This window comes from Rhizobium album (assembly GCF_003122325.1).
Taxonomy (GTDB): domain Bacteria; phylum Pseudomonadota; class Alphaproteobacteria; order Rhizobiales; family Rhizobiaceae; genus Metarhizobium; species Metarhizobium album.
Window position 1 is genome coordinate 136,427 of the sequence record NZ_QFBC01000008.1, and the last position, 12,487, is coordinate 148,913.

Annotated in this window: 10 protein-coding genes; 2 read left to right on the forward strand and 8 right to left on the reverse strand. The window is 65.5% G+C overall.

The annotated features are described in order from the left end of the window. Window positions 1-21 precede the first annotated feature (21 nt). Genes DEM27_RS18235 through DEM27_RS18265 form a run of 7 tightly spaced genes read right to left on the reverse strand, consistent with a single transcriptional unit; the run spans window position 22 to window position 9,266 of the window. Complete coding sequence (locus DEM27_RS18235) at window positions 22-1,029, reverse strand: oligopeptide/dipeptide ABC transporter ATP-binding protein (protein ID WP_109459678.1); 1,008 nt, start codon at window positions 1,027-1,029, stop codon at window positions 22-24. Further along, entirely contained in the window at window positions 1,026-1,988 is a 963-nt protein-coding gene (locus tag DEM27_RS18240) for an ABC transporter ATP-binding protein (protein WP_109459679.1), read from the reverse strand. Before DEM27_RS18240 ends, DEM27_RS18235 begins: the two co-directional genes overlap by 4 nt. Beyond that, window positions 1,985-2,893, reverse strand: coding sequence for an ABC transporter permease (locus DEM27_RS18245; protein WP_245445913.1), 909 nt, complete (start codon window positions 2,891-2,893; stop codon window positions 1,985-1,987). Before DEM27_RS18245 ends, DEM27_RS18240 begins: the two co-directional genes overlap by 4 nt. A gap of 1 nt (window position 2,894) precedes the next feature. Next, entirely contained in the window at window positions 2,895-3,839 is a 945-nt protein-coding gene (locus DEM27_RS18250) for an ABC transporter permease (RefSeq protein ID WP_109459680.1), read from the reverse strand. A 43-nt stretch (window positions 3,840-3,882) separates the two neighbouring features. After that, window positions 3,883-5,901, reverse strand: a complete 2,019-nt coding sequence (locus DEM27_RS18255) for a CocE/NonD family hydrolase (RefSeq protein ID WP_245445915.1) — start codon at window positions 5,899-5,901, stop codon at window positions 3,883-3,885. Further along, the gene (locus DEM27_RS18260) at window positions 5,898-7,157 is read right to left on the reverse strand and encodes an MFS transporter (protein ID WP_109459681.1); all 1,260 of its coding nucleotides are present in this window, start codon (window positions 7,155-7,157) and stop codon (window positions 5,898-5,900) included. Before DEM27_RS18260 ends, DEM27_RS18255 begins: the two co-directional genes overlap by 4 nt. A 6-nt stretch (window positions 7,158-7,163) precedes the next feature. Further along, on the reverse strand, window positions 7,164-9,266 hold the full coding sequence (locus DEM27_RS18265; RefSeq protein WP_109459682.1) for an oxidoreductase: 2,103 nt from the start codon (window positions 9,264-9,266) through the stop codon (window positions 7,164-7,166). Between the two features lie 223 nt (window positions 9,267-9,489). Between DEM27_RS18265 and DEM27_RS18270 the strand changes: the two genes are divergently transcribed. After that, window positions 9,490-10,128 carry a TetR/AcrR family transcriptional regulator gene (locus tag DEM27_RS18270; RefSeq protein WP_205908917.1) on the forward strand — a complete coding sequence of 213 codons (639 nt, stop codon included), beginning with the start codon at window positions 9,490-9,492 and terminating at the stop codon, window positions 10,126-10,128. A gap of 22 nt (window positions 10,129-10,150) precedes the next feature. Here the strand turns inward: DEM27_RS18270 and DEM27_RS18275 are convergent, their stop codons facing one another. Next, window positions 10,151-11,125 carry a threonine ammonia-lyase gene (locus DEM27_RS18275; protein ID WP_109459683.1) on the reverse strand — a complete coding sequence of 325 codons (975 nt, stop codon included), beginning with the start codon at window positions 11,123-11,125 and terminating at the stop codon, window positions 10,151-10,153. Between the two features lie 596 nt (window positions 11,126-11,721). Here DEM27_RS18275 and DEM27_RS18280 point away from each other — a divergent pair. Beyond that, window positions 11,722-12,456 carry a helix-turn-helix transcriptional regulator gene (locus DEM27_RS18280; RefSeq protein WP_109459684.1) on the forward strand — a complete coding sequence of 245 codons (735 nt, stop codon included), beginning with the start codon at window positions 11,722-11,724 and terminating at the stop codon, window positions 12,454-12,456. Window positions 12,457-12,487: the final 31 nt, after the last annotated feature.

Below are 12,487 nucleotides of genomic sequence, written 5' to 3' on the forward strand. Positions count from 1 at the left end.
CTGGTTGTTGTTTTTCGGCTGCTAGTTCGAAACGGTGCGAAGGCTGTGCGCCGCTGCCGGCCGCGGCTCCGGCAGCGGGAAATGGCATGCGACGCGGCGTCCCTCAGCGCTGTCGTCAAGACCCGGCGCCTCGCTCCTGCAGCGGGGCTGCACGAAGGGACAGCGGGTGTGGAACTCGCAGCCCGAAGGCCTTGCCGCAATGCTCGGCACCTCGCCCAGCACCGGCGGCGCCGTGCGCCTTCGGGCAGGGTCCGGGATCGGCTCAGCTTCGAGCAGCGCCTTCGTATAGGGGTGTTTCGGGGCGGACAGGATCTCGGCCGCCGGACCGCTCTCCACCATGCGGCCGAGATAGAGGATGACAATGTGGTCGGCGATGTGGCGGACCACGGAGAGGTTGTGCGTGATCATCAGGAAAGCGGTGTCGTGCCGCTCGCGGATATCGAGAAACAGGTTGAGCACACCGCCCTGGATGGAGACGTCCAGCCCCGCCGTCGGTTCGTCGGCCACGATCAGCCGGGGCACGACGGACAGGGCGCGGGCGACGGCGGCGCGGCGTGCCTGGCCGCCGCTCAGCGCATGGGGGAAGCGGGATAAAAACCGGTCCGAAAGCCCCGCCTGCTGCGCCAGGCCGGCAATGTCCTCCAGGCGCGCCGAGCCCATCCCGGCAATGCGCCTGGGTTCGGCGATCATGGCGCCGATCCGCTGGCGGGGATTGAACGAGCTCAACGGGTCCTGGAAGAGAAGGGAGGTCTGGCTGCGGATGGTGCGGAAGCTGCGCTGGGAGAAATCGGGAAGTGGCGTTCCGTCGAGAAGGATCTCACCGCCGGATGGTTTCACCAGCCCGAGCAGCGCCCGGCCGAAGGTCGTCTTGCCGGAGCCGCTTTCGCCGACCATGCAGACGATTTCCCCCGGCCGGATGGCGAGCGACACGCCGGCGAGAATGGCGAGCGGCCGGGCCTTGGCAAAGGCGAAGCGACCGGCCGGCACATCCACCGAAAGTGCGCGTGCTTCGATCAGGGCCGGGCTCATGATGCGCTCCTGTGGCAGCGGGCGTGATGGCCAGGATCGGCGCGCAGCGCTTGCCAGGGTGCCGCGCCGCAGCGACAGCGCTCCTCGGCATGGCGACAGCGCCCGGCAAAATCGCAGCCCCGGCCGCCCGGACGCGGCACTTCGCCGGCAATCACCGGTAGGCGGCCGATGCCGGGAAGGATGAGCGCCGGCTCGCAGTCGAGCAGCGCCTGGGTATAGGGGTGGCCGGGGCTGCGGAAGATCGCCTCGACCGGTCCCTCCTCGATGATCCGGCCGGCATACATCACTGCAACGCGGTCGCAGATTTCGGCGATCATGCCGAGATGGTGGGAGATGACGAGGATTGCGACACCCGCTTCGTCACGCAGCGTGCGCATCAGGTGGAGGATCTGCGCCTCCATCGTCACGTCGAGCGCGGTGGTCGGCTCGTCGGCGATGAGCAGCGACGGCCTCATCAGCAGCGTGGCGGCGATCGCCACCCGCTGCAGCATGCCGCCCGAGAGCTGGAAGGGATAGGCATCCAGCTTGCCGGCGGGATCGGGGATGCCGACGTCGCGCAGCGCCTTGACGATGCGTTCGCGTTTTTGCGCTTTCGTCTGATGGCGATCGCGCCAGAGCAGGTCGCGCAACTGCCGGCCGAGCGTATGGACCGGGCTGAAGGCCGTCATCGGGTTCTGGAAGATCATCGCCGCCGCCGGGCCGCGCAGGCTTGCCAGCGTTTTGCGATCGGCCGTCAGCATGTCGTTGCCGGCGAGCATGAACCGGTCACCCGAGACGCGGGCGACCTTGGGCAGCAGGCCGAGCGCCGCGTGGGCGAGCGTCGATTTGCCCGAGCCGCTTTCCCCGATGATGCCGACGATCTCGCCCGGCCGGACGGCGAGATCGACGCCGATGACCGCCGGGAAGACGCCGCCGTAATTGACCGAGAGGCCGCGCAGATCGAGAACCGGGGCGGTCATGGCTTGCGCTCCGGATTGAGCCTCGGGTCCAGCGCGTCGCGCAGCGCCTCGCCGAAGAAGGTGAAGCCGATGGTGGCGAGGATCAGCGGCACGCCGCCGGCGATGACCGGCACCGGGCTGTTGCGGATGACGGAAAAACCGTCGCTGAGAATGTTGCCCCAGCTCGGTATCTGCGGTTTTACGCCGAGACCGAGGAAAGAAAGGCCCGCTTCCAGCGTGATGACCGTGGAGATATCGAGGCAGGCGAGGATGAGCAGCGGGCCGACGACATTGGGCAGGACATGGCGGAAGAGAATACGCATCGTGCCGGCATTCATCGCCTGCTCGGCCTTGATGAAATCGCGTGTCTTGAGGCTCAGCGTCTGCGTGCGCACCAGCCGCGCATAGGAGGGGACCGAGTAGAGCACGATGACAAGAATGACCGTCGAAACGCCGGGGCCGAGCAGCACCACCACTGCAAGGCCGAGCATGATCATCGGCAGCGAACTGATGCTGTCGAACAGGAGAATGAAGAGCGCATCCAGCCAGCGTGGCCCGTAGCCGGCAATCATGCCGAGCGGCAGGGCGATGGCGAGCGCCACGGCAAGCGACGTCAGCGCCACGGTCATCGCCGTGCGGGTGCCGACGATGACGCGGGAGAGAAGGTCGCGGCCGAGTTGGTCGGTGCCGAGCAGATGGGTGAGCGAGGGATCGGCAAGCCGCTCCTTCACGCTGATCGCCGTGGGATTGTAGGGCACGATGACGGGTGCCATAAGGGCCGTGAGGACGATCAGGGCGACGAGCAGGACGCCGATGGCGCCGAGAGGATGGGAGACGACCTCCACGAAGGTCAACGCCATGCGGCGCGGGATGCCGGGTTCGCCGGCAATCGGGGGAGCGGGGATTGAAGCCACGTCCGTCGCCATCTCAGAGCGTGCTCCTGACACGAGGATCGAGCACGGCGGTGACCGCGTCGGCGATGATCATGCAGGCGACGTAGAGCCCCGATGTCACCAGCACCGTGCCCATCACCACCGGGAAATTGCGCGACATGACGGCATCGTAGGTCATCTTGCCGAGGCCGGGACGGGTGAAGACGATCTCGGCGAAGACCGAACCGGTGAGCAGGCCGCCGAAGCCGATGGCGATGACCGGCAACACGGCAAGCAGCGCCTGCTTCAAGGCGTAGCGATAGGTGATGCGCCGTTCGGCCACGCCATAGGCGCGTAGCGTGCGCACGTAATCCTCGCCCATCGCCTCGATCATCGCCGCGCGGATAAGGCGCGAGACATAACCGACCCAGCCGAGGCCGATGGCGAAAGAAGGCAGGATCAGCGACCGCAGCTGGGCGGCAAGATCGCCCGGCTCGCCGGCGCCGATCGCCGGCAGCCAGTTGAGCCAGACGGCGAAGACCAGCAGCGAATAGAGCGCCACGACGAAGGACGGCACCGCCACGAAGGCGATGGAGACGAGGCCGATCAGCCAGTCGCCCCATTTGCCATGGTGTACGACGGCGATGCAGCCGAGCAGCACGCCGAGCGTGACCGCCCAGAGAAAACTCGCCAGCGCCAGCGTTGCCGTGTAGGGCAGCACTTCGAGGATCATGGTGAGCACCGGCCGGCGGCTCCAGACGTCCTGGCCGAGATCGCCATGGGCGAGCCGGGCGAGGAACAGGCCGAGCTGCTCGATGAACGGCCGGTCGAGGCCCATCATCTGGCGGAAGGCTTCCCGCATCTCCGGCGTCGAGCGCGGCCCGAGCGCCACCACCGTCGGATCGCCGGGAATCATGTGCATCATCAGGAAAAGCAGGATCGCGACGATCACGAGGATGACGACGGCAAGGCCGGTGCGGCGCAGGAGGAAGGTGATCATCGGATCGATCCTCCGCAGGCGGCGGGGCAAGGCGCCGTTTCGGTTAGAGATGGTCGCGGTCGATCCATTCGCCTCCCTCCCGTTCGAAGATGCGTTCGCCGTTTTCCCGGACCTCCAGCCGCCACTCCAGCCGGAATTTCTCCTCCGTCGCGGTCACAACGACGCGAGACGTGGCTTCCGCATTCGCCTCGCCGCTGCGATAGCCGAGCACCCAGCCGGTATCGAGCCGGGCCGACAGCGGATCGTCCTCGGTCATCGACATGCAGTCGGAAACGCGCGACCAGGTCTCGTTTTCCCGGTCGGGCAGGTGGAACCGGCCGTGATTGCTGGTGAGCGTCAGCGTTTCCCGACGCGTCGTCGCCTCGATGGCGAGCAGGCGGGAATGCGTTTCGTCTTCCAGCACGTCCATGGCGACGGGCGGCGAGATTTCCGCGTCGTCGAACAGGTGCAATCCGTCGTCGGGCTGGGGCGTGCGGACGGGAAGCGTCAGCCGGCTCGTGCCGGGCGCGACGGTGAATGTCGGCATGGCGGGCTGCGGCCAGAGCACCGGCCAGTGCTGATTGGACAGCGCCAGCCGGAGGCGGCTTCCCCGGCCGATACGCCGGCCGCAGTGGTTCAATGAAAGCCGGAGCCGGACCGGCTCGCCGACCGGCACCGGCGAGGGATTTTCGAAGCTCGCCCGGTGGCGCAGATTGAGGGCGCCCCAGGTGACGAGCGTCGAGACGCCGTCTTCGAACACCTCGCACAGCCGCGCCGTCAGCGTGCCGGACGTGCTGTCGGAACCAAGCGTGATATCGAGTGCCGGTGCGCCAAGCAGGTCCATGTCTGCGTCGAGCGGCGACGTCTCGAAGCACAGGCCGAGGCCATCCTCGCGGCGCTGGTCGCCCGCCATGTCGGGCACGCTGCCGCCGTAGCCGCCGTAGCGTCCGCAGTCGCGACCGGCGGTCACCGGAGAGCGCAGCCGCATCGGCGTGCCTTCGGTCGGGTCGTTTTCCAGCGTGCCGGCATTCAGGAAAAGAACCTTGTCCTGCACATTCGGCGATGGCCAGGCGGGATCGCGAACCCAGCGGCCGGGGTGATCGGGATAGCAATGGGCCGGCCGGTGGGGGTCCTTCAGATAGGTCGTGTAGGCGGGTTCGTCCATCAACCCGTCGTCGATGCCTTCCAGCCAGTGGCGCCACCAGCGGATGGCTTCCTTCAGATAGTGGATCGCCGGTCCCGGTTCGCCGAGGAAAGGATAAGCGTGGGTCCATGGGCCGATCAGGCCCTTGCGCGGGCCGGTAAGACCGGCCATCAGCCGCGGCACGGCGTTGAAATAGGTGTCGTCCCAGCCGCTGATCGCATAGACGGGGATATCGATTGCCGCAAAATCCTCGCAGACGGAACCGCGCTTCCAATAGGCGTCGCGCCGCTGGTGCCGGAGCCATGTCGACGACCAGCAGGAGGTCGCCCCCAGCCGTTCGCGCCACATCGAGCGCCAGCGCGGGCCGACGATCTGCGGATCCGGCGGCAGGGCGCCGAGACCGAGGATGAACGAGGACCACATGCCGTCTTCGGTCAGGAGGTTGCCGCCGTAATAATGCACGTCGTCGGCATACCGGTCGTCCGAGCAGCACAGTGCGATGATGGCCTTCAGCGCCGGCGGGCGGCGCGCGGCAACCTGCAGCGCATTGAAGCCGCCCCAGGAAATGCCGGTCATGCCGACGGCGCCGGTGCACCAGGGCTGGCGGGCGAGCCAGGCGATGATCTCGCAGGCATCCTCCTGTTCCAGGTCGGTATATTCGTCGGTCAGCAGGCCTTCGGAATCGCCCGATCCGCGGATATCCACCCGGCAGCAGGCAAAGCCGTGCCCGGCGACATAGGGATGCATCTTCATGTCGCGGAAGACGGTTCCGTCGCGGCGGCGGTAGGGGATCAGTTCCAGAATGGCTGGCACGGGACGCTCGTCCGCATCCTCGGGCAGCCAGATCGTCGCTGCGAGCCGAACGCCGTCCTTCATGGTGATGAAGACCGGGTCGCGTGTCGCAACCTTGCGCGGGAAGACGGTGACCACCTGCGTCACGGCGCATCCCTCCCGTTTTCGGCGGCGTCATGCGGCGCCCATTCGTAGACCATGGGCGACGTCTGCGGATAGGCGACGAAGGCGTCGCGTGTCCTGATCGGCGGCTGGCTGTAGCGCCGCCACAGGGCGAAGGCGGCAAAGAACGCCGCAAGGACGATGGCGTACCAGAAGAAGATGGCCGTGCCGAAAGGCGTGATACCCGTCGTCACGATCACCGGGCCGATCATGCCGCCGAAAGCCCAGATCAACAGCAGGTTCGAGGAAAGCGTGACGAATTCGCTGTCGTCCGCCCGGTCATTGGCATGGGCGACGCCGAGCGGATAAAAAATCTCGGAGATGCCGCCGAAAACGGAAAACAGCAGGATGAAGATCCAGAATGGCGTTGCCGGACCGGCGAAGAGGAAAGCGGTGCAGATCAGCGCCAGCCCGACGGCCAGCCACAGCATCATCACGCGCCGGTCCACGCGATCCGAGAGATAGCCGAGCGGAAATTGCAGGAAGAGTGCGCCAAGCTGGGTGGCGGCCATCAGCAGAACGATGGTCTGCTGCGAGAGTTTTAGCTCCAGCCCGTAGAGCGGGCCGATGGACGCGAAGGTCGAGGAGATCAGGCCGGTCATCAGGCAGGCGAGGGTGCCGATGGGCGAGATGCGGAAGGTGCGGAAAAGTTTCAGGCCGACGGGCACGTGCAATTGCGGCTCACCGACCCAGACCGCCGTCACCGGAATGAGCGCCAGCGCGTAGAACGCCGCCGTCAGCATCAGCATAGCGTCGCCCGCCGGGTCGATATTGGTCGCCAGAAGCTGGCCGAGGCCGTAGAACAGGCCGAGCAGCAGGACATAAAGCGTCAGGATGCGGCCGCGGTTCCTGTTGGCGACCATGGCGTTCATCCAGCTTTCGATGACGACGGCCTGGCCGGCATTGGCAAAACCGATCACGGCCTGGATCGCCATGACGAAGGCGAGATGCGGATCGGTGCCGAGCGACAGGATGAGGACCGCCGAGCCCGCCGAGAGCGCCGCATAGGCCCTGACCTCACCGACGGAGCGGATGAGCCTGACCGAGCCGATGCAGCCGAGCAGGAAACCCGCGCCCTCCGCCGCGACGACGAGGCCGATCGCGTCCGGCCCATGGCCTTCCGCGACGAGCTTCAACGGCAGCAGCGTATGGAACAGCCCGGAGCCAACGGCATGCACGGCGCCGCCGGCCAGCGGCGAGGCGATGGAAAACCGTGACATGGCGGCGGTCGCGTCGCTCATGGCCGGTTACTCCGCCGCCTCGGCCCGGTCGAAACCCGGCTCGCAATCGGTGATCGGCATGTCACGCAGGTAATGCCGGCGGCCCTCGCGCTGGCCGAGTTCGCGCGCCGCCTTGTGGCCGCTATGCACCGCATGCGCGATCGCGCCCGGCGCCAGTCCGTCGCCGATCGTGACAACGCTGCGGATGCCTGCCGCTTCGAGATCGGCACGACGTGCCTCCACGGCATCCACCAGCGTCCGGCGCGGCAGCCGCAGGCCGACGATCAGCACGGAGCGGCAGGAAACGGCCGTCGTTTCACCGGTGAAGAGATGCGTCAGCGTCGCGGTCGTGCCGTCGAAGGCGGTCAGCATCTGCAGCGTCGTCACCGAGACATTTCGGCGGGCCAGCGCGCGGTGCACGAGCGGCAACTCGTTCGTCATGATGGTCCAGGCGGAGGCCTGGCCGGCCGGCGTGACATAGGAGACGGCGATGCCGCTGGCAGCCAGATGCTCGGTCAAGACGCCGCCGTAGTAATAATTGTCGAAATCGAAGACCAGCGTCGGTCCTTCCGGCAGCCGCCCCGCGGCGATATCGTCGGGTGTGAAAACGGCGGGATGTTCGAGCGTGCCGACGGGGATTTCCATCGAGGAATAGAGCATGCGCGTCCAGCGCGCGCCGGGTGCCAGCACCAGATGATCGGGTGCCAGATCGGTGATCTCGTCGACGCCGAGTTCGCTTTCGAGATACATCGAAACATTCGCCATTTCGGCCAGGCGGCCAAGCCGGTAATCGACGACGCGGTTCCAGGCAGAAAGCCCCGGCAAGGTCTTCTCGAAGGTCAGCCGTCCGCCCCAGGCGGCATTGCGGTCGGCGATCGTCACCTCATGGCCCTGGCGCGCTGCGGTCAGCGCGCATTCGAGGCCGGCCGGCCCGCCGCCGACAATAAGCACCTTTTCCGGCCGGCGCGCGATCGTCACCCGTTCGGGATGCCAGCCGCGGCGCCATTCCTCCCCGGCCGTGGGGTTTTGCGTACAGCGCACGGGAACGCCGTCGTGCCAGCTCGAAATGCAGATGTTGCAGCCGATGCATTCGCGGATTTCCTCGATGCGCCCCTCGCGGATCTTGGCCGGCAGGAAGGGATCGGCAATCGAGGGCCGCGCGCCGCCGATGAAATCCAGCACGCCGCGGCGGATCTGCGAGACCATCGTATCGGGCGAGGTGAAACGGCCGACGCCGACGACAGGCTTGTCCGTCATGCGCTTGACGAAATCGATCGCCGGTTCGTGGCTGCCTTCGCCGGTGAAGCGCGAGGCGGAACAGTCCGTCGGGCTCGAATCCATCTTCACGTCGAAGAGATCGGCATGATCGGACAGAAGGGCGACCAGCGCATGCGCTTCGGATTCGTGGTGTTTTCCCGGCCGGCCGCGCAGCTCCTCCAGGCTGACGCGCAACGCCACGCCACAATCCATGCCCACGGCGTCGCGCGTGACCTCCAGCATTTCGCGCACGAAACGCACGCGGTTTTCGATGCCGCCGCCATATTCGTCGCTGCGGTGATTGTATTCCGGCAGCAGGAATTCGTAGCCGAGATACCCCATGCCGGCATAGACGTAGACGATGTCGAAGCCGGCGGTCCGCGCGTTGCGCGCGCCCTCCGCCTGCCAGCGCAGCACGTCGCGGATGTCCGAGCGGTCCATGCTTTTCGGCCGGAGATTGCCCATGAAGCCGACATGGGTCGCCATCCACGGCACGCCGGAGGGCGAAAGCGGCGGCAGGCGGCTGGCGCGGTTCATCACGGAAGCGCCGCCATGCCACAGCTCTACACCGGCCAGCGCGCCGTGGCGGTGCACGGCGTCGGTCATCAGCGCATGGGCCTGGATGTCGTTCTTGTCCCAGAGGGTCGCGAAGGGCAGCGGCGCGTCGTCGGAGGTCTGGTCGATCGAGCAGGCACCGGTGCAGATGACGCCCCAGCCGCCTTCCGCCTTGGTCTCGCGGAAGGCCGCGCGTACCCGCGGCAGGGCATTGGTCATGCCGCTGGCATGCGGCACCTGGTATAAGCGGTTCGGCGCCGTGACCGGGCCGATGCGCACAGGTTGAAACAGCACGTCATATCGCGAATCCCGCGCCATGCTTTTATTCCTCGTTCCCCGCCCGCCTGTTTTCGGCGGGTCATTGGCAACAAGCATAGGCACGGAAGCAGCCATTCGGCAAGAGAAATTATAAGATCGTATAGCAAGAAAAGAAAATTATTTATTATCATATGTTTGCGTGATATGGATATCGGTGTTGATGGCGCTGTTATCGGTGGATCACGAAAGATGGTCCGGCGCGCGCCGGTGGGAGGTTATGCTTTTGGCAAAGCAGTCAGTGGCGAAGGGAAGGGCGCGGTTTCGACGCGAGGCTCCCGAGGACAGGCGGCGCCAGCTCGGAGAGGCGGCCCTGCGTTGCATTGTCAAGCACGGCAATGCCGGCGTGTCCGTTCGCCAGATCGCGGCGGAAGCGGGGGTGACCCAAGGCCTGATCACCCATCATTTTGGCGAGATCAACGAACTCGTCGCCTATGCGTTCGACATCATGTCGGCCGGCATACTACAGGTGCTGATGAAAGGGGTGGAAGAGGCAGAGCCGACGCCGCAGAAGCGGCTCGACAGTTTCATCGAGCTGTCTTTCTCGCCGTTGCTGTTCGACCGCGACGTGCTCGGTGTCTGGGTGGTGTTCTGGGGCCTGATCCTGCATTCGCCGCGCATGAGCGCCTCGCAGCAGGGGGAATATTCCGACTACGTCGTCACCGTGGAGGGGCTTCTCCGCGATCTGGCCCAAGACGAAGGTTTTTCCATCGGAGACATCCGGCTGACGGCCATTGCATTCACCGCGCTTCTCGACGGGCTCTGGCTCGCCTGGTGCTTGAACCCTGCTTCCTTCAAGCCCGAGCAGGGCGTTCAGCTGTGCCGCAACTGGGTCGAAGGGCTGCGCCGCGGCGCTTACGGCTGATGCGTGGAAAGGGCACGTGCCCTCAGCCGAAGCGCTGGAGCGCCAGGGTGAAGAGGTCGGTATCGACATTGCCGCCGGAGGCAACCGCGATCACGCTGTCGCGATCGATGGCGGCGCCATGGAAGAGGGCCGCTGCGAGGGCGACCGCACCGCCGGGTTCCACGATGATTTTTAATCGCTTGAAAGCGAGTGCCATGGCGCGGAGGACCTCTTCGTCGGTGACGGCGAAGCCGGTCCCTGCGAGGCGTTTCAGGATGGGAAAGGTGATCTTGCCCGGTTGCGGCGTAACGATCGCATCGCAGATCGAGCCGCTCATCGCGGTATTGCGCACGATCTGCCCGGCCCTCAGCGAACGTGCCGTGTCGTCAAAACCTTCCGGCTCGCAGGTGCGCACGGTCAAGTCCGGCGCGGTGGCCTCAAGGGCAAGCGCGATGCCCGAACTGAGCCCGCCACCACCACATGGCACCAGCACATCGGCGGCCGTGATGCCTTCCTCTTGCGCCTGCTCGGCGATTTCGAGGCCGCTCGTCCCCTGGCCGGCGATGACCAGCGGTTCGTCGTAGGGCCGGATCAGTGTCAGGCCGCGCTCTTCGGAAAGCCGGGCGCCAAGGGCATCGCGATCTTCCGTGCCGCGCTCATAGAGAACGACCTCGGCCCCGAAGGCGCGGGTGTTGTCGATCTTCAGCTTCGGCGCGTCGGCGGGCATGATGATGACGGACGCAACGCCGTGTCGCGTCGCGGCGAGGGCGACGCCCTGTGCATGGTTTCCCGACGAGAAGGCGATCACGCCGCGGCGGCGCATGGCCGGATCCAGCCCCGAAAGCGCCGACCAGCCGCCACGGAACTTGAAGGAGCCGGTATGCTGAAGGCATTCCGCCTTCACGAACACCCGCCGTCCCGCCACCTCGTCCAGGAAGGGCGACGACAGCAGCGGCGTCCGCCGGACACGGCCTTTCAGGCGGGATCTTGCGGCGACGATCATTTCGATGGATGTCATGGAGAGCGCTTTCCGGTGATGCGGTGCCCGTTTCATAGAATGCGGCCGCGCCGTTGAAAACGCCCCTTCTTGTCACGGTGACAAGAGGGCTCCGTTCAAATACGGCGCCCTCAGGCCGACGGAGCTTTAGGGGCCGGGGCGGCGGTTGTCGTGCCTCATGGTGATGGCTGCACGCAATGCATCCAGGGTCGCGGCCAACGCCAGGCCGGCCGTCAGCACACGTTCCGGAGGGCTCTGGCGTCACCTGCATCTGGCGCTTCGAGCCGCGACGGGAAGATTGCGCCGCGCCGCAGACGCCATGACTTCCGCAGTCTCGATTGTGTTATCGAAAGTTTTGATTAAGCATAGGCGGTCTTTCGTAGGGCCAGCCGTCCCCCCTTTTCATGGGAGGCGTGCCCACGTAGCGTGCTGTGCGCCGAAGCTCATTTTCCAAAGTGTGGAGCGAAAAGACGCGCAGCCGGCGCCGGTGAGGGACGCCGATACGAGGAGAGTGTCGCCTCTATGCCTGTTCATCCGGTATGGAACGAATTGCCGGGAGTTAACCAAAGAGAAATCGTTCGCTGGGCAGAATTGACCTCAATCAAGATGAGAACCCAATGCCGATAACCCCGTTGTCTGTCGTTGCACCCAATGCGCTCGACGATTTTCAAGATTTGCGCTCAGTACCCCCTCACAGACATTTCGGGCGCATCGATGCGATCGACAGGTTCCGGCTCGCCGTTCCGTTCGATTACATCTACATCAGCGGATTGGACGTCGACCATTATCGGTTCGGAATCGGTGTTTCGGTCGACACCGACATGCCGCCTGCCTTCGTGGATGCATATATCGCAGACAGGCTCGCCGCGAAGGACCCTTTCGTGCGGGCAGCCAGGACGTCGCGAACTCCATTGAGGGAGGCGGATGTCTATGCCAATTCACCAGCGCCGCGCCGGCTGCAATATCTTACACAGACATTCGCGATCGAGAACCGAACCTTCTTCCCGATCATGCGAGGCGAGGTCGTGTACGGCGGGGTCTGCGTCACCCGCACCACGCCATTTGATCCAAACGAGATGAAATTTCTCGAACTGGCTGCGCCTTGCCTGCATCGCGCTGTCACCCGTCCGCTCATGGAGAGGTTCGCCGCCCAGCAAATGAAGCTGACCAAGGGTGAAATCGTCTGCCTGTCGGCTGCAAGCCTGGGTTTTACGAGCGAAGAGATCGCATCGCAGTCCGGCTATCAGAGCGATACCGTCAACAGCTATATCAAGAACGCCACCAAGAAGCTCGGCGCTTCGAACAGATCCCAGGCAATCGCCGAGGCCATTCGCCGGCGCTTGATCGACTGAGAACCGGCGGCGCCGCTTTCTGCGCAGCGCC